General features: G+C 37.0%; 18 protein-coding genes. 6 read left to right on the top strand and 12 right to left on the bottom strand.

Annotated features, from left to right (window positions below; all coding sequences use genetic code 11):
* Nucleotides 1–108: 108 nt before the first annotated feature.
* The 5 genes from ESV24_RS11705 to ESV24_RS11685 all read right to left on the bottom strand — a co-directional run bounded on the left by ESV24_RS11705 (nucleotide 109) and on the right by ESV24_RS11685 (nucleotide 4,249).
* A complete protein-coding gene (locus ESV24_RS11705; RefSeq protein WP_111816631.1) occupies nucleotides 109–357 on the bottom strand; it encodes a DUF6952 family protein in 249 nt (82 codons plus the stop codon).
* The gene (locus ESV24_RS11700) at nucleotides 338–652 is read right to left on the bottom strand and encodes a thioredoxin family protein (RefSeq protein WP_111816633.1); all 315 of its coding nucleotides are present in this window, start codon (nucleotides 650–652) and stop codon (nucleotides 338–340) included. The genes ESV24_RS11705 and ESV24_RS11700 overlap by 20 nt, the downstream gene beginning before the upstream one ends.
* A gap of 2 nt (nucleotides 653–654) precedes the next feature.
* On the bottom strand, nucleotides 655–1,290 hold the full coding sequence (locus tag ESV24_RS11695; RefSeq protein ID WP_111816635.1) for a peroxiredoxin: 636 nt from the start codon (nucleotides 1,288–1,290) through the stop codon (nucleotides 655–657).
* Between the two features lie 153 nt (nucleotides 1,291–1,443).
* Complete coding sequence (nhaC, locus tag ESV24_RS11690) at nucleotides 1,444–2,937, bottom strand: Na+/H+ antiporter NhaC (RefSeq protein WP_111816637.1); 1,494 nt, start codon at nucleotides 2,935–2,937, stop codon at nucleotides 1,444–1,446.
* Between the two features lie 112 nt (nucleotides 2,938–3,049).
* On the bottom strand, nucleotides 3,050–4,249 hold the full coding sequence (locus ESV24_RS11685) for an aminotransferase class I/II-fold pyridoxal phosphate-dependent enzyme (RefSeq protein ID WP_111816707.1): 1,200 nt from the start codon (nucleotides 4,247–4,249) through the stop codon (nucleotides 3,050–3,052).
* A 151-nt stretch (nucleotides 4,250–4,400) separates the two neighbouring features.
* On the opposite strand from ESV24_RS11685, the gene lpdA reads away from it, so the two are divergent.
* On the top strand, nucleotides 4,401–5,804 hold the full coding sequence (gene lpdA, locus ESV24_RS11680; RefSeq protein ID WP_111816639.1) for a dihydrolipoyl dehydrogenase: 1,404 nt from the start codon (nucleotides 4,401–4,403) through the stop codon (nucleotides 5,802–5,804).
* 168 nt (nucleotides 5,805–5,972) lie between these two features.
* On the opposite strand, the gene ESV24_RS11675 is transcribed toward lpdA, so the two are convergent.
* From ESV24_RS11675 to ESV24_RS11665, 3 genes are all read right to left on the bottom strand, one after another.
* Entirely contained in the window at nucleotides 5,973–6,569 is a 597-nt protein-coding gene (locus ESV24_RS11675) for a superoxide dismutase family protein (RefSeq protein WP_111816640.1), read from the bottom strand.
* Between the two features lie 140 nt (nucleotides 6,570–6,709).
* Nucleotides 6,710–7,924 (bottom strand): bifunctional alpha/beta hydrolase/OsmC family protein, encoded by a 1,215-nt coding sequence (locus tag ESV24_RS11670; RefSeq protein WP_111816642.1) that lies wholly within the window; start codon nucleotides 7,922–7,924, stop codon nucleotides 6,710–6,712.
* 9 nt (nucleotides 7,925–7,933) lie between these two features.
* The gene (locus ESV24_RS11665; protein WP_111816644.1) at nucleotides 7,934–8,836 is read right to left on the bottom strand and encodes a diacylglycerol/lipid kinase family protein; all 903 of its coding nucleotides are present in this window, start codon (nucleotides 8,834–8,836) and stop codon (nucleotides 7,934–7,936) included.
* 65 nt (nucleotides 8,837–8,901) lie between these two features.
* On the opposite strand from ESV24_RS11665, the gene ESV24_RS11660 reads away from it, so the two are divergent.
* Nucleotides 8,902–9,867, top strand: coding sequence for an App1 family protein phosphatidate phosphatase (locus ESV24_RS11660; RefSeq protein ID WP_111816646.1), 966 nt, complete (start codon nucleotides 8,902–8,904; stop codon nucleotides 9,865–9,867).
* 7 nt (nucleotides 9,868–9,874) lie between these two features.
* Here the strand turns inward: ESV24_RS11660 and ESV24_RS11655 are convergent, their stop codons facing one another.
* The 3 genes from ESV24_RS11655 to ESV24_RS11645 all read right to left on the bottom strand — a co-directional run bounded on the left by ESV24_RS11655 (nucleotide 9,875) and on the right by ESV24_RS11645 (nucleotide 13,233).
* Nucleotides 9,875–11,815, bottom strand: coding sequence for a S9 family peptidase (locus ESV24_RS11655; RefSeq protein ID WP_111816647.1), 1,941 nt, complete (start codon nucleotides 11,813–11,815; stop codon nucleotides 9,875–9,877).
* A gap of 215 nt (nucleotides 11,816–12,030) precedes the next feature.
* Entirely contained in the window at nucleotides 12,031–12,558 is a 528-nt protein-coding gene (locus tag ESV24_RS11650) for a PRC-barrel domain-containing protein (RefSeq protein ID WP_111816648.1), read from the bottom strand.
* A gap of 12 nt (nucleotides 12,559–12,570) precedes the next feature.
* On the bottom strand, nucleotides 12,571–13,233 hold the full coding sequence (locus tag ESV24_RS11645) for a hypothetical protein (RefSeq protein ID WP_111816649.1): 663 nt from the start codon (nucleotides 13,231–13,233) through the stop codon (nucleotides 12,571–12,573).
* Between the two features lie 220 nt (nucleotides 13,234–13,453).
* Between ESV24_RS11645 and ESV24_RS11640 the strand changes: the two genes are divergently transcribed.
* From ESV24_RS11640 to ESV24_RS11630, 3 genes are all read left to right on the top strand, one after another.
* On the top strand, nucleotides 13,454–14,575 hold the full coding sequence (locus ESV24_RS11640) for a vWA domain-containing protein (protein ID WP_111816650.1): 1,122 nt from the start codon (nucleotides 13,454–13,456) through the stop codon (nucleotides 14,573–14,575).
* 68 nt (nucleotides 14,576–14,643) lie between these two features.
* A complete protein-coding gene (locus ESV24_RS11635) occupies nucleotides 14,644–14,961 on the top strand; it encodes a four helix bundle protein (protein ID WP_111816651.1) in 318 nt (105 codons plus the stop codon).
* An 83-nt stretch (nucleotides 14,962–15,044) separates the two neighbouring features.
* Nucleotides 15,045–16,508, top strand: coding sequence for a magnesium chelatase (locus ESV24_RS11630; RefSeq protein ID WP_111816652.1), 1,464 nt, complete (start codon nucleotides 15,045–15,047; stop codon nucleotides 16,506–16,508).
* A 66-nt stretch (nucleotides 16,509–16,574) separates the two neighbouring features.
* Here ESV24_RS11630 and ESV24_RS11625 read toward each other — a convergent pair whose 3' ends face one another.
* On the bottom strand, nucleotides 16,575–16,952 hold the full coding sequence (locus ESV24_RS11625; protein WP_111816653.1) for a LysM peptidoglycan-binding domain-containing protein: 378 nt from the start codon (nucleotides 16,950–16,952) through the stop codon (nucleotides 16,575–16,577).
* Between the two features lie 209 nt (nucleotides 16,953–17,161).
* On the opposite strand from ESV24_RS11625, the gene ESV24_RS11620 reads away from it, so the two are divergent.
* Nucleotides 17,162–17,794, top strand: a complete 633-nt coding sequence (locus tag ESV24_RS11620; RefSeq protein WP_235004046.1) for a fasciclin domain-containing protein — start codon at nucleotides 17,162–17,164, stop codon at nucleotides 17,792–17,794.
* Nucleotides 17,795–17,818: the final 24 nt, after the last annotated feature.

Below are 17,818 nucleotides of genomic sequence, written 5' to 3'. Positions count from 1 at the left end.
ATTGATGTTTACTTAGAATGCAAACAACTTCTTAAAGAAATGATTTTTAAAAGTAAAATCCCTTTACAAAAAAATGTAAAGGGATTTGAAAAAATAGAATCTAAATTTCTATCTGTCTATGGAGCCAATTACTTTCTGTGCAAATGCATTTGCAGCATCGCGCTCCGGCATTCCATCTTCAATCATTTTGTGTACTTCCACAGCACCGCAAAGGTTTGTGATAAGTTCGCCAATGATGTCCATCTCTTCTTCCGTAATACGGTTGTACTCGCTATACGATTCCAAAACTTCAATACAGCTTTCAATCTGTGTTGTGGAATTGTTTTTTTGAATATGTCTAATTACTGGCAACTTCATCTACTAGCTCTTTTAAAAGTTCAAATTTATTGGTCTGCACTTGGTTTACTAATACACCATTCTTGAAAGTTGCAAATGTTGGTAAATTGTCAACATTTGCCATTTTTCTACTTTCAGGAAATTTTTCTGCATCAACCAGAACGAATTTGAAATTTTCCGTCTCCGAAGCCAACTTTTTGAACTTCGGTTTCATTACTCTGCAATTGCCACACCATCCTGCAGAAAATTGAACGATCACGTTTTTTTCTTCAGAAATTAGCTGCTGCAGACTATCGTCTTTTAGCTCAAGTACCATATTTAGTTTCTTAAATAAGTTGCTACAGCTTCGCGGGTAGCTTTCATTGCGTCTTTACCTTCTTCCCAGTTTGCTGGGCAAACTTCACCTTTTTCCTGAACGTGCGTGTATGCGTCAACTAATCTAAGGAATTCGTTTACGTTTCTGCCCAATGGCATATCGTTTACACCTTCGTGGAAAATTTTTCCGTCTTCATCAATCAAATACGTTGCACGGTAAGTTACATTGTCACCATCTACCATAAGATGACCGGTTTCTTCATCGTAACGCTCGTTTGTAATATCAAGGATTCCCAGTGCATTGGAAAGATTGCGGTTGGTATCTGCCAATAAGGGGTAAGTTACACCTTCAATTCCACCGTTGTCTTTTGGAGTGTTTAACCACGCAAAATGAACTTCGGGAGTGTCACAAGATGCGCCTATAACCATTGTATTTCTATCTTCAAATTTTGAAAGCGCTTCTTGAAAAGAGTGGATTTCAGTTGGGCATACAAAAGTGAAATCTTTTGGGTACCAAAAAAGCAATACTTTTTTGTTGTTTTTTTTCGCTTCTTCAAGCACATTTAGTTTAAAAGTATCCCCCATTTCGTTCATTGCGTCGACTGAAATGTTTGGGAATTTTTTTCCTACTAATGACATAGTTTTATTTATTTTATAAGTTAATAATTTTCTACTGCAAAGATAAAAACTACCTGTTGATAAAGGAAAGGTACCAAATGGATTAATCTATAAATCGATAGATTTTTGCAATAGGTTAATTTTTTAACGATAAATAAAAGTTATGAAAGAAAGTTATTCTTTTACGGGGCTTTTTAACTCTCTGATTTTGATTCTGAAAGCAGCAAAGATAAGCGTCATAAAAGGACTAAGCCAATTGAAAACCGCATACCCTGCATAATGAAGTGTATCTACACCCAATACACCGCTGTGATAAGCTCCGCAGGTATTCCAAGGCACCAATACCGAAGTTACCGTCCCCGAATCTTCTAGGGTTCTTGAAAGATTTTCAGGAGCTAGACCTTTATCCCTATATGCTTTTGCATACATTTTTCCTGGAACCACAATAGCTAAATATTGATCACTAGCGGTAAGGTTTAATGCCAAGCAGCTAAACACAGTGCTGGCAAAAAGACCGAAGGTTGTGTGGAACAATTTCAATAAAGCTTTACTGATTGCAGCTAATGCCCCAATGGCATCCATAATTCCTCCAAAAACCATAGCGCAGAGAATTAGCCAAATAGTGTTCAGCATTCCAGACATTCCGCCAGCTGAAAATAGTTCTTTTAAAGCTTCATTTTCTGTGGGTATGGCGCTGTCAATAGTTATGGCGTTCATAATACCTTTATAGCCATTTTCAAAAGTAAGAGATGTCCCTCCGCCAATGGAGGATACAATATCCGGTTGAAATATTAAGGCTGCTATTGCGCCTAATAATGTTCCAATCAATAAAGCTATCAGAGGTGCTGTTTTTTTTATTATTAAAAAGATTACTACTATAGGAACTAAAAATAACCAAGGACTAACATTGATAGATTCTTTTACCGCAGCCAAAATTAAATGTGTATCCGCGATTCCAGACGTTTCTAGGTTTAATCCTATAATTATAAATACGATAAGCGTAATAATTAAAGTAGGCACGGTAGTGTAGAGCATATACCTAATATGAGTGAACAAATCTGTACCGGCCATAGCGGGAGCAAGGTTTGTTGTATCACTTAAAGGCGAAATTTTATCCCCAAAATAAGCTCCAGAAAGAATGGCTCCAGCGGTCATCCCAACTGATATGCCCAAGGCATTGGCAATACCAATCAGCGCAATTCCCACAGTTGCTGAAGTAGTCCAACTACTTCCCGTTGCTACTGAAATAATAGCACAAATAATTACACAAGAAGCTAAGAATATAGTGGGATTTAAAATCTGTAATCCGTAATATATCATGGTTGGTATAATACCGCTAATAAGCCATGTTCCTGCCAAAGCACCAACCATTAGCAAAATTAAAATAGCTCCAGCAGTAGATTTTATATTAACCGCTACTTCCTCTAGCATCTGGTCGAATTTCACTTTATTGAAAAAGCCCACAATCGCTGCCACTGCTCCACCCATTAAAAGAATGAACTGGTTGCTTCCGCTTAAAGCATCATCACCAAAGGCGAAAAAAACATTGTAGAAGAGCATTAAAATTAGCGCCACCACAGGTATCAACGCTTCCCAAATATTCAATTCTACATTTTCTACTACTTGATCGTCTTTGGGATCGTTGGGTTTAATATCTTGACTTTGCATAGGAAGTTTTTAAGAATGGAATGTAATGTTACGATTTTGTGAAAAGCTATGCAAATTAAAAAAGGGAACAGACTTACTGTTCCCTTTGAGAAATATTATTTTGTAAGGTTAATTACAGTATACCAACCTTAACCATACATTCCCGCATCATCTGGTAAGTACGGGCAATATCATTATCCAAACCTATTGAAAATCGAATCAAGCCATCGTTAAGCCCCATTTGCTTTTGCTCATCCTCAGGAATTTCTGAAGAAGTGGAAGAGCCTGGCGCACTAAAAAGGGTTTTATAAAAGCCCAAACTAACCGCCAAATAACCAAGATTTCGTTCCTGCATCATTTCCATCAATTCGTTGGCTTTATCAATACCGCCAACGTCAATCGTCAACATGCCCCCAAAGCCATATTCCTCATTCATCATTTTTTTGAAAAGTTCGTGGCCCGTATGCGATTTCAGTCCCGGATAAACCGTTTTTAGACCATCGGCCTGAAATTTTTCAGCTAAATACATTGCGTTTTCACTGTGCTGCTTTATGCGAATGTGAAGCGTTCTAAGATTTTTCAAAATAGAAGCCGCACGTAAACTGTCCATCGCTGGCCCGAGAAGCATATTAGCGCCATCGTTTACACTTCGAAGGCTATCAATAAATTCCTGTGTGCCACAAGTTACGCCACCCATGGTATCGCTGCTTCCGTTTATGAATTTCGTTAAGCTGTGAAGCACAACATCTGCTCCCATTTCCGCTGGAGAAATACTCAAGGGCGAAAATGTATTATCCACCAATAATTGTAAGCCGTGCTTTTTTGCAATTTTTGAAAGTGCTTCAATATCGGCAATTTCCAAAAGTGGGTTGCTTACGGTTTCACAGTAGATAATTTTTGTGTTTTCAGTAATTGAGGCTTCAACTTTATCAAGCTTCGTAATATCTACAAATGAAGTTTCAATATTTAAACGCGGTGCGAAATTTTTCAGAAAAGCATACGTTCCTCCGTAAATAGTACGGCTAGAAACTATGTGATCGCCCGCTTTACACAATTGTAAAATTGCTGGAGTAATAGCACCCATTCCGCTTGCGGCAACGTTCGCGGTCTCAGTGCCTTCCATCGCCGCCAAAGCTTGCCCCAAATAAAGATTGGAAGGGGTGGAGTGGCGAGAGTAAAGATAACAGCCATCTGCGTTTCCTTCAAAAGTATCGAACATCGTTTTTGCCGAAAGAAATGTATAGGTTGAAGAATCTGAAATGGAAGGATTAACCCCTCCAAATTCGCCGAAGTACTGTAAATCCTGAATTTTGTCTGCGGGTTTAAAAGCCATGGTTGTGTTGTTTTTAAGAGATGCAAATTTCCGAAAATTAAAAGGCATACCCAATTGAAGTGAAGGTTATTTTGAAAAATCGTCAATCGTCAATCGTACTTCTAAAATCAAAAATCTTTACCTTTGCAACTTCATTTAAAAATTATAGAAAATGTCAAAATATGATGTAGCAGTAATTGGGTCGGGTCCCGGTGGTTATGTTGCCGCTATCCGTTGTGCCCAATTGGGTATGAAAACCGCAATCATTGAAAAATATGATGTCTTGGGCGGAACCTGCCTAAACGTGGGTTGTATTCCCAGCAAGGCATTGTTGGATTCTTCGCATCATTATGAAGAAGCCATGAAGCATTTTGAGGAGCACGGCATTGAAATTCCTGGGGAAATAAAGCTGAATTTCAAAAAAATGATTGAGCGCAAAGCTTCGGTTGTGGACCAAACCACAAAGGGAATTGCGTTTTTGATGGATAAAAATAAAATTGAAGTTTTCACCGGAATGGGCGCTTTTAAAGATGCAACCCATATTGAAATCACCAACGGCAAGAAAAAAGAAACCATTGAAGCTACAAATACTATTATTGCTACGGGTAGCAAACCTGCAACGCTTCCTTTTATAAAATTGGACAAAGACCGGGTTATCACTTCAACTGAAGCATTGAGCTTGAAGGAAATCCCCAAGCACCTTGTTGTTATTGGCGGTGGAGTAATTGGTTTAGAATTGGGGCAAGTATATAACCGTTTGGGTTCTGAAGTTTCCGTAGTGGAATATATGGATAGAATTATCCCAACCATGGATTCCGCACAAAGCAAGGAATTGTTGAAGGTGATGAAGAAACAAGGTGTGAAATTTTACCTTTCCCATAAAGTTTCCGCAGTTTCCAAAAAAGGTAAAGAAGTGACCGTAACTGCTACTGATAAAAATGATAAAGAAGTTACTTTCAAAGGTGACTATTGCTTAGTTTCCGTAGGAAGAAAACCGTATACTGATGGTTTGAAAGCTGAAAACGCAGGTGTAAAAATCACCGAGCGCGGAATGATTGATGTTAACGATCATCTTCAAACAAACATTAAAAACATTTACGCCATTGGCGATGTAGTTCGCGGTGCAATGCTAGCGCACAAGGCTTCGGAAGAAGGCGTTTTGGTTGCTGAAATAATAGCCGGACAAAAACCACATATTGATTATAACCTAATTCCGGGCGTGGTTTACACTTGGCCTGAAGTTGCTTCGGTTGGAAAAACCGAAGAGCAACTTAAAGATGCAAAAGTAGAATACAAAAGCGGTCAGTTTCCAATGCGTGCTTTGGGAAGAAGTCGTGCCAGCGGAGATACAGATGGCTTTGTAAAAATTCTTTCCGATAAAAAAACGGATGAGGTTTTGGGAGTACATATGGTTGGTGCAAGAGTAGCCGACTTAATCGCCGAGGCTGTTGTAGCGATGGAATTCCGCGCTAGCGCAGAAGATATTGCCAGAATGAGCCACGCGCATCCTACCTATGCAGAGGCTGTAAAAGAAGCGGCACTCGCTGCAACGGATGACCGAGCTTTGCATATGTAAAATATAGCCTAACAGTATATTAAAAAGTCTCGCGCTTGCGGGACTTTTTGTTTTTAGTTGTCGGGCCTGGAATATGTTGACAGAATTTCATTCTATTTCACTCTAGGCAACAAATAATAAAAAAGCCATCCTTATTTTAGGATGGCTTTATAAAAATTTTAGTGTAGATTATTCAATAATTCCACCGCAGGCAACTCTGCTTCCTGCATCGCCACTTGGCTGGGAAACAAAATCGTCTTGGCCTTCGTGGACTATTACGGATTTTCCTGTAATATCTTTATTTTCATCACCGCAACCTATGCACCACTCATCAGTTTGCATGGATATAGCTCCATTTCCGTCAGCATCGACTTCAAAGTTGCCAATATCGCCTTTGTGATAGCCTTCGGTATCGCCCCATTTGCCGTGTTTTTGAAGGGTTGGATTCCAATGGCCGCCTGCAGATGTTCCATCAGCCGCACTACAATCTGCCTTTTCATGAAGATGTATTGCGTGGGTACCTGGTTTTAGACCGAAAAACTTAGCATCCATTGTTACGGTTCCGTTTTCTTCGCTAAAATAAGCTTCGCCTTGTGCGGAACTTCCGCTCTTTGATTCCATTGCGACAGAAAGTGTTTTTGCTGCTTCCTTCATTTGGTCTGCGGAGGAATCCATTAGGATGGAATCATTCATTCCGTCCATTTCATCCATATCTTTTTTTTCGTTTTTACAACCCACAAATACAGTTATTGCAAGGGCCGCAATTAATATTCCTAATTTTTTCATTTGGAAAATTTTTAATTATTAATGTTGGTTACATCTTTTAAGATTCTTAAAGGTATGATTTCAATTCGTCGGAATCAAAATTTTAAACAAATCTTAGCATTTTATAATTACGTATAGTTTACACTACTACAATTTTCAAATTAATCCACGAGTTTTGTAATTACTTGAGTCTGGCTGTGCAAGGTTTTGTGGACTGGACATTTGTCTGCAATTACAAGTATCTTTTTTTTCTGTTCTTCGGAAAGGTTTGCCGTTAGATTTATTTCACGGGTAAAGGTGTCTATTTTTGCTGAATCCTCTTCGCAATGCTCACAATCAATTGCGTGATCTTTTAAATAATTTATATGACATGTCACATTACCTACATCCCATTTTTTCCTTCGAGCATACATTTGGATGGTCATTACGGTGCAAGCGGCGAGTCCGGCGGATAGAAATTCGTATGGTGAGGGGCCAAAGTTGTTTCCTCCAAAGTCCGTAGGTTCATCTGCAATTAAATAATGGTCGCCCAACTTTAAACGGGTCGTGAATTTTTCATCGTTATTTAAACTTGCGGCTACTTTGCTCTTGCTTTTAATTTCTTCCGCTACCGGAATATCAACATACCGCGCTGCCCAACCTGCAATTACTTGACCTACATAGTTTGAATCTTCTTTTCTAGTAAGCATGTGGTCCACACCGTCCAAGGAAACAAAGCTTTTGGGATGATGGGCGGCCAGATAGATTTCTTCGGCGTTTTTAATTCCCACGATTTTATCCTGCGGGGAATGTAAAATTAAAAGCGCCTTTTTAAGATTTTTTACAGTATTGATTAGCGATTTATTTTCAAGATCATCCAAAAACTGCTTTTTAATGGTGAAATCAATTCCGCCCAAATTTACTTTTGCTTTTCCATTTTTAGTAATTTCTTGGGCGCTATCCTTCAACAGATGCATAACGTGGGAAGGGTGACTGGGAGAATTGATTACCGCCACGGTTTTAATTGATGGAATTTTTGATGCTGCGAAAATGGCTGCAGCTCCGCCCAAGGAATGGCCAATAATGAGAGTAGGAGCCATATAATTTTTTTCTAAAAAATTTGCAGCCTCAACAAGATCGTCTACATTTCCTGAAAAATTGGTATTTTCAAAATCGCCTTCGCTTTCACCCAAACCTGTAAAATCAAAACGGAGAACTCCAAAGCCGGCATCGGTAAGTGCACGGCCAACATTTTTAACAGCAGTCAGGTTTTTAGTACAGGTAAAACAGTGTGCGAAAATAACAAAGTTATGTGGCTTTTGGCTAACGGGAAGCTCTAGACGCCCCGCAAGCTGTTCTTCGTCTTTATTGGTAAAAGAAACTTTATGGATATTCATGGTTTCGGTTTAGCTTAAATGTAATTTACAGAATTTTTCGGGCAATGCAACCAATAATTTTTCTCTGGCTACAGAAACGGTCACTTCATTTATTTCACCAATAAATTCTCCATCAATTTGAAAAGGTATTTTTGTCGTGGAACGAATTATAGCATTATCGGTAGAAATAGAATGTACAAAATCTGAAGACATATCAGGTTGATCGCCCATGGTTTTAAAAATTTCGATGAAATCTAAATTTTTAAATATTAAAACTTCAAACTTTCCGTCATTCATTTTTCCGCTTGGATTGATTGTGGCTCCAGTTCCAAATTTATTTGCATTGGCTATTGCCAGCAAAATACCTGAATCCTCCACAACTCCGTCCTTTGTTTCAATTGAAAAGTGATAGGGTGAATCTGAATTAAGTATCGTGGGAATGGACTGTAAAAAATATCCCAATTTACCACGAACCCCAAATGTTTCGTAGTTTTTAATCAGTTCTGCATTAATGCCTAAATCGGCAATGTGCAAACAAAGGTGGTCGTTTATATAGAGCGCATCAATATTCATTGTACAGTCAGACAGCGCAATTTCAATTTGTTCGGGAAGCGTTTGTGGGAGATTAAAATTTACCGCAATTCCGTTGGCCGAACCCGCGGGAATTATTCCCAAGCAGATTTCGGTACCCAAAATACATTGTGCCACTAACGAAATTGTTCCGTCGCCTCCTGCCACCAAGATCCTTGATGGCTTTATATCTTTTATTATGGAATCAATTGCCTCTTTGTCCTTTTCACCACTGGTTTCGTAGATTTTTAAATTGAAATTTCTGTTTTCGGCCTCTGCTATTATTGGAGTTATTATCGTGGATTTCTCGGAATCGCCTGAGATAGGGTTGACTACAAGCAAAATATTATTTTCTGAATTCATTAGTATAGATTGTTTTTAAATTTAAGTAATTTGGAAATGCTAAACCGTTAACAAAATCTCAATAAGTGAAACTAGATTTAAACCTTTACCGTGGCTATGTAAACGATGAAGAATTAGTGGTTTTTGGCCACGTCTTTAAATCCTGGGCGCCAGATAAATACAGATTGGACCGCAAGGGGATTCGTCATGCCGTTTCCGTAATCCATATGTTCCGTATAAAACCTTTGGAAAATGTAGAGGTAAAGTTGAAGTTTAGAAATGTTGAGGTAAAGACAAAAACTTTGAGTGATGGCTATTTTCGGTTTACAATTCCCTATTCAGAAAAACTTGAAAGCGGCTGGCATTCATACGAAGTAAGTTGTAAAATTTATGATTACGGTATAATTGAGAATTCTGAAGTATTAAAACCTTTTGAAAGTAAAGTGGGGGTTATTTCAGATATTGATGATACCTTTTTAGTTTCTCACAGTGGAAATTTTTTTAAAAAACTCTATATTCTTCTTTTCAAAAATATCAATAAACGCAAAATTTTTGAAGATGTAGTGCCCTATTATCAAGCTTTGAGCAGAGCGGGGCAGGAGAATGAAACGGCTTCCAATTCATTTTTCTACGTCTCGAGCAGCGAGTGGAATCTTTATGAATTTATAGATTCTTTTGCGCGACTTCATGAATTACCGAAAGCCGTAATAAAACTGAAAAAGATAAAAACGGGAATCTCAGATTTTCTTTTTACCGGCAGGGGAAGCCACGATCATAAATTCGAAAAAATAAAGGATATCATTATGTTTTATCCAAAACTTGAATATGTTTTGCTGGGTGACGATTCACAAAAAGATCCGTTCCTTTATGAACGGGTCGTAAAAATTTTTCCAAAAAGTATTAAAGCCATCTACATTAGGCAAACCTCGAAAAAGAAAAAATCTAAAACCGTAACAGTATTAAAAAACATAGAATCCATGAACGTTGCAACTTGTTATTTCTCCAAAAGCGAAGAGGCTACTGCGCACTCTAAAAGAATAGGAATTTTGTAAATTCTTATTACTTCCCTTTTATTGATTCTTTGCTGCCACTATCCATTTTGGTTTGTTCTTCACCTTTTAAATATTGGTCCAAAAATTTCAGAATCTTTCCATAGGCTTCAATTTCATTTTCCTTTTTTACAAAACCGTGACCTTCATCTTCAAAAACTACATATTCCACTGGAACACCATTCTTTTTAACACCTTCCACGATTTCATCAGATTCGATTTTAAGTACCCTTGGGTCTTGCGCGCCTTGCAGCACCATTAAAGGTTTGGTTACATTTTCGGTATGGAATAAGGGTGAAATTTCCTTTAAGCGAACTGAATCTGCCGTATTTGGATTGCCCATTTCTGTGTATAGCGCATCTTTGAAAGATTCCCACCAGGGTGGAATGCTATTTAAAGTTCTTATCCAGTTTGTAACACCAAAAATATTCACACCTACCTCAAATTCTTCCGGCGCATAAGTTAATGCCGCCATAGTCATATAACCTCCGTAAGAGCCACCGATAATTCCTATTTTATCCTTATCAATATTATCCTGGCTCGCCAACCAATCTTTACCGGCTATACAATCTTTCAAATCTTTATCACCGTGGTTTTGGTCATCCATTTGGTAAAAACTTTTTCCGTAACCACTGCTACCACGGTTATTAACAGCCAAGATTGCATACCCATGATTTACCAAATATTGGATTAAAGAACTAAAACCCTGTCTTGATTGGCCACCCGGACCACCGTGAACCCAAACAAGTGCCGGAGCCTTATTATCTACATTTGCCTGCTTTGGCTGGTAGTATATTGCTGGAATTTCCAAACCATCAAAAGATTTGAATCTAACCACTGTTGCTTCCACTAAATCGTCAGGATTTATTTCTTCATTCAAAACATCAGTAAGTTTGTTATATTTTCCAGAGGCAATATTATAGGAGTATGTATTTGTGGGAAGCTGAGAGCTACCAACGGTCAACAAAGCCATCGTTTCGTCTTTTGAAAAACTTGCGGCATTTATTGCTTGTCCGTCAATTTCCGGAAAGTTCAATTCCTTTCCTGTTGCAACTTCGGTAACATACATCTTTGTTTTGGCGTCTTCATTGCTAAAAAGCACTTGGTATTTTCCGTTGTGCGTAAAGTAGAAGGCGTTAATGTCCCAATCTTTTTCTAAAACCTTTTCCTTGGTTCCGTTTCCGATGTTGTATTTCATTAAATAGCTGAATTCAGAATTGTCATCTGTTGTGTAGTAAAACGACTCGCCATCGGGTGAAAAATCCTGGGGCGAATTATTGCTTAAGCTTTCATTAATCTTTATCTTTTTGTTCGTTTTGAGGTTTAGAAGGTAAAGATCGCTATCATTAGTATTTATGGATTTTGATAGCAGCATATAGTTTTTATCTGCTGAAATTCCTCCAAAATCCATATTATCTTCATTCTTCAAAATAAGTTTCGGTTTAAAAGTTTCGATGTCCATTTCATAAACATCCATCGTTTGTGGGCTGCGTTCATTGCTGTTGTAAAAGAAACTATTACCATCCTTCGCCCAACCTTGAAAGAGAGCGCGCACATTCTTTTCTGGCGTTAACCTTTTTATTCCGTTGCTGTCTTTTACAAAAATTTTAAAAATTTCATCTCCGTCCCCATCCATTCTGAAAAGAATTCTATCATCATCAGGAAAATATGAAATACCGTACACCGAGGCACTGTCAGATTGGGTGATAGGCATAAACTCACCACCTTCAGCAGAAACGTTGTACATATTGTAAATTCCAGATCGATTGCTTGTTACCAAGACTTTGGATTTATCTGGAGAAAAACCGTTCGCCGAAGCGTTTTCATTGCCCATAAATTGCTCGATGGAGTACGTTTTCACTTCAGCAACTTCTTTGGTTTGTTCGTTTGGCTTGTCTTTGCACGAAACTAAAAGCAATAATACGGAACAGATTAAACTAAAATTTTTCATAATGATGCATTTTGGCGGTTATCTTGTTGATTTTCAAAACAAATCTAATAAATTTTAGTTTGCCACAATCTGTTCTTTCTTGAAAAATCTTGGATTTCTTTTCTTTAGTAGTTTTAAGTTTTTTACATTATTGGAACTAATTATCCCGTCCTAAAATTAAGTTGAAACATGTGTCAACTTATCCAGAACGGGACAATTTTGTAAAACAGTAAAGATTATTTTCTATTCGAATAGCGCTTTCTGTCAAATTCGTCTCTATCATAAAAACTGTCGTCATCACAGGCTTTTTGCTCTGATGATAAATTTTCACGATTGTATGAATCTAGTACAAGAACTTCGTACTCGCGATTTATCTCGTCTCCTTTGCGATAACGCTTGGTTTCAGCAAAGGTGCGATGGTCTATTCCATTGACGAGAACGTTTTCATTTTCGGTATCAATATTTACCATTCCTACTGGTACTATTATATGATTTTCGCCATCCTTATTTACAAATTCACGTATTTCGGTATTTTCTGAGTGTCCATAAGGATCATGATTTGCTTCGATAATTGTTTCATCCACTTCTACATCAAGATAGACTACTCTTTTTGCATTTTTGTTGACCAAAAGGTTATCTACTTTCCCAATTACTCGATTGTCGATATCGCGAACTTCCCAGTTGCGAACATCGGCGTCACCGCTAGCAACTTTATAATCAGATAGTTCATCAAGATTGTATAAATGTTTTTCTTTATTTTTCATAGTTGTATTTTTTTATTGATTATTTTCATATTCATTCATTTTTTGAAGCAACCTACCCGCTTTCTCAAAAAAGTTTTTAGCATCTTCCTTCTGTTCAAGCGTAGGAGCCTGAGGATTTATATCCTCAGCAGCAGTTTTTAACCCATCAACTTCTGAGGAGAGGCTTGAAAATTTCTGCTGTTGAATAGTTTTAAGCGCAGTAGTAATTTCTAAAGCTGCTGCTCTAATTTTATCCGCGTGCTTCAAAGACATAGGATCTTTAGTAATCTCGAAGGCATTTTCTCGTGCTTTTTCAATATTAGCGTCAATATCCACATTGAGGTTCTTAGCTTCTGCTTCCACTGCAGTTATTAAATGAACTAACGCGCCATTAGTATACTCATGATCCAGCCCCATTTGATTATTGTCTATATAGGTAAAATAATTAGACACCGCTTTTTCCTTTACTACGGTCCCATAGGTACCAGTATATAAGGTGGTGGAATCTTCATCTGAATTGTCGTAAACATCACGATCATCTATTTCAGTAATAGTGTCGTTGTTTAAAAGATCATCGTTGTTGTCATAATCTTGGTCATTATAGAACCAAAAGAAATAAATGGCTGCAAGAATTATTAGGACTACCAAAATCCAAGGCCAAATAGGTTTTTTCTTTTCAATTTTAATTTCTGCCATAGTTTTAAATTTTAAGGGTTGATTAATTTTTATAATCCTAAATATAGAGTTTACTACAATACACTCTATATAAAGAACTGTTAACTATAATGTTAATAAATGCTAATTGACGTAATACAATTAAACTTTGATTCATTTACTTCAATTTTCCCCTCATAATTTGGTATTAGTTTAACGTTTCCTCTTTTTATTTAAACAAGGATTGTTCTACTTTTAAAATATGAATAATAAAGAATCTAAAGGCGGATTTGTCTTCACTAAGCACACCCCCAAAGATCAATCACCATTCGATAAAATTTTCGATGTTTTTCAAGAACTCATAACACATACCTCTGGAGATTTCGACGAAGCGATGGACTGGTTGAAACAAATAGATGAAGAATATAAGCTTACAACTGATGATTACACACTTGATGATTTTGTGGAAGACCTAAAAGCAAAAGGGTATTTGCGTGAAGAAATAAAGATGGACGGTAAGAGTGGCTTGGCAATTACAGAAAAAACCGAAAGAGCAATTAGAAAGAGGGCTTTGGAGCAGATTTTCGGAAAACTGCGAAAGAGCGGCGCCGGCAACCATCGAACCAAACAAACGGGGAGGGGAGATGAACAGTCTGGAGAGTTTCGGGATTACCGATTTGGCGATTCTTTGGAACAAATTTCGATGACCGAAAGTTTCAAAAATGCACAGATAAATCACGGTTTGGGAGAATTTACACTTGCAGAAAACGATTTGGTCGTAGAAGAAACCATGTACAAAACCCAGATGAGCACTGTGCTAATGATAGATATTAGCCACAGTATGATTCTTTATGGGGAAGATAGAATTACGCCAGCAAAAAAAGTGGCGATGGCGCTTTCGGAATTTATCACAACGCGATACCCAAAAGATACATTGGATATTTTAGTCTTCGGAAACGATGCTTGGCCCATTAAAATTAAAGATTTGCCATATTTAAATGTAGGTCCGTATCACACAAACACAGTCGCGGGACTTCAATTGGCAATGGATTTACTGCGAAGAAAGCGAAACACAAACAAACAGATTTTTATGATTACTGATGGAAAACCTAGCTGCGTGCGGCTCCCAGATGGGCGCTATTACAAAAACAGCAACGGCTTAGACAGTTATATTGTGAACAAATGTTACTCAATGGCCTCTCAAGCGCGGAAACTCCACATTCCAATCACAACTTTTATGATTGCGGAAGATCCTTACTTAATGCAGTTTATTGAAGAATTTACTGCCGCTAATAAAGGCAAGGCATTTTATACTGGATTAAAAGGTTTGGGTGAAATGATTTTTAGCGATTATGAAACGAATAGAAAAAAGCGATTGCGTTAGTGAATAAAGAAGAAAGAGAAAAGAAGAAAGAGACAAATCTACTTTTTTAAACCTTATCAATATATTTTATGAAAATAAAGCACAATTATAAAAATTTAAAAATTTGGCAGAAAGCTTTAAATATTGCTTTTGACACGTCGGATATTTTAGAAATATTTCCAAAGAAAGAGCAATATAATTTAACTTCTCAAATAAGTCGTTGTTCAATATCTATCCCAAGTAATATTTCTGAAGGTTCATCAAGAACAGATAAATCTTTTAATCATTTTCTAGACATTTCTTTAGAATCATCTTACGAATTGAGCACGCAACTTTTAATTGCGCACTATAAAAAATATATAAATAATGAAGAGTTAATAATTTTAGAAGATAAAATATCAGAATGACAAATGATGACATCTGGTTTTCAAAAAACATTACTTAAATAGTCTTTCATCTTTACTCTTTTATCTCATATCAAAATTAAATTATGAATATAGAAAAAATCAAAACCTTCGGGCAACTTAAAAAAGCGGGATACGAATCAAAGTCAATAAAAGAAGAATTACGTCGCAATTTACTTCAGAAAATAATGAAGAAGGAAACGCCTTTTGTAGGTATTCACGGTTACGAACTTACCGTAATTCCAGAATTGGAACGCGCTATTCTTTCAAAACACAACATCAATCTTTTAGGGCTACGCGGACAAGCTAAAACTCGCTTGGCACGCCAAATGGTTGAGCTTTTGGATGAATATATTCCCATTGTGGAAGGCAGTGAGGTAAATGACGATCCTTTTAATCCAATTTCCCGTTTTGCAAAAAACTTGCTACAAGAAAATGGAGATGACACGCCAATTAGTTGGCTTCACCGAGACGATCGCTTTTCAGAAAAACTTGCAACACCAGATGTTACGGTCGCAGATATTATAGGAGATGTGGACCCGATAAAAGCTGCAAACTTAAAATTGACGTATGCCGATGATCGCGTAATTCATTTTGGAATGATTCCGCGAAGCAATCGCTGCATTTTCGTCATTAATGAATTACCAGATTTACAGCCAAGAATTCAAGTGGCACTTTTTAATATTTTACAGGAAGGCGATATTCAGATTCGTGGTTTTGCAGTACGCTTGCCGTTAGATATTCAATTTGTTTTCACTGCAAACCCTGAGGATTATACAAACCGTGGCAGTATTGTAACGCCGCTAAAAGATAGAATTGGTTCTCAAATATTAACACATTATCCCGAGGATATAAAAACTGCAAGAACTATTACCGCACAGGAAACTGCACAAGCTACAAATGCGAAATCAAACGTTTATGTATCTGAATTGGCAAAAGATATTTTGGAACAGATAAGTTTTGAGGCACGCGAAAATGATTTTATAGATGCCAAAAGTGGTGTGAGCGCGAGATTGAGCATTACCGCTTTTGAAAATCTGCTGAGTACTGCCGAGAGACGTGCGCTACATAGTAACGATGAAAAAACCTCAGTAAGACTTGGAGATTTTATTGGTATTATTCCTTCCATTACCGGAAAGGTTGAATTGGTTTACGAAGGCGAGCAGGAAGGTGTTTCGCAAGTAGCACAACAGTTGATCGTTGATGCTGTAAATACTACTTTCAAAGAGCGGTTTCCAAAAATTGAGAAGCTTAAAAAGGATGGAGATCTTGATCCGTATGCAGAGATTGTAGCGTGGTTTTTTGAGGAAAATGATTTTGAATTGCTCGATTCCTATTCGAATGCAGAATATAAAAATGAGTTGGACCGAATTAATCCTTTGCAGCAATTAATAGAAAAATACCAACCCGAAACCTCAAAAAAGGATAGCTACTTTTTAAAAGAAGTGGTTCTTTGGGCCTTGGCAGAAAATAAAAAACTGAGTAAGTTCAGTTTAGGAAATGGGATTCATTTCAAGGATTTGTACGGAAGCTATATTAGCGGACTATAGAAAGATCAGTAAATGAAAAGACCGCCATCCTTTAAAAGATGGCGGTTTTTCAGCTTTTAAAAGCTATTACAAATTCGGAATTACCAATTCGTCGCCTGGATGAATAAGGTCTGCAGATTTCAGTTTTCCCTTATTTGCTTCGTAAATCACGTTGTATTTATTCGCATCTCCATAATAATGCTTTGCTATTTTGCTTAAAGACTCACCACTCTTTACAGTGTGGTGTGCGAAAGCTGAAGTATCTTCTACTTTTATATCTGCCATGATATCGGTTGGGTTTTCTCCTCCAACTTTTTTTATTTCATCCCAAAGCAAGTTTTTCTCATATTGGTTCTTGGCTGTTCCGTGAAATTTAAGCTGCCCGTTTTCTTCCTTTACATCACCATTTTTAATATTTAATTTTTCACCTAAATCCAGAACGCTTTGATATTTTGATTTGACCATTTTCTTAAAATTTTAAAGTTAATTCTGAAAGATACAATTTTATGGTAGGTATAATTTAGTGTTAGGAAAAATTTAATAATTAGGCTAATTTCATAGTAAACCCTTATGAAATTTACCAAAAATTTAACTAAAGATTAATTACAATTCATAAAAAATTCATTGCACTTAGAATACCTTTGGTGCAAAGATATAAATCAACGAAAACTATTATGAAACTAAAAACAATTTTAATGTCTCTAGCAGTTGTAGCAATGCTTTTTGCTAGCTGTGAGGACTCAAAAAAGAAAGAAGCTGAAGCACAAGCACAAGCTGAAGAAATGCGTATGGAACGCGAAAAAGATTCTTTAATGAAAGTTGAAGAAATGAACACTGCAAATATGGCTGAAATGGAAGCCAACTCAATTGCTGCAAAAGCGATGGGTAATGCAGAATTGTCAACTTTGGTTAGTGCGCTTCAAGCTGCAGATTTGGCTCAAACATTTAAATCTGAAGGTACGTACACAGTTTTTGCTCCTACTAATGAGGCTTTCAACAAAGTAGCAAAGGCAACGATGGATAATTTAATGAAACCAGAAAATAAAGAGCAATTACAAGGTTTGCTTAAATATCACGTGCTTCAAGGAAAAATGAATGCAACTGATGTTTTGGCTAACATTAAAGCAGCTAACAACAAACTAGATGTTACTACTTTAAATGGTGAAGTTTTAACTTTATCTGAAAAAGGTGGTAAAGTAATGATTAAAGATGCAAAAGGAAATACAGCTACTGTAACAAGTGCTGATATGGATGCATCAAATGGGATAGTACACGTTATTGACAAAGTGCTAATGCCAACTATGTAATTCATTAATTTGAATAAATTTGAA

This window comes from Aequorivita lipolytica, from assembly GCF_007997135.1.
GTDB classification, from domain to species: domain Bacteria; phylum Bacteroidota; class Bacteroidia; order Flavobacteriales; family Flavobacteriaceae; genus Aequorivita; species Aequorivita lipolytica.
Note: the sequence above shows the minus strand (reverse complement) of the source record. Positions and strands in the feature narration are given on the sequence as shown.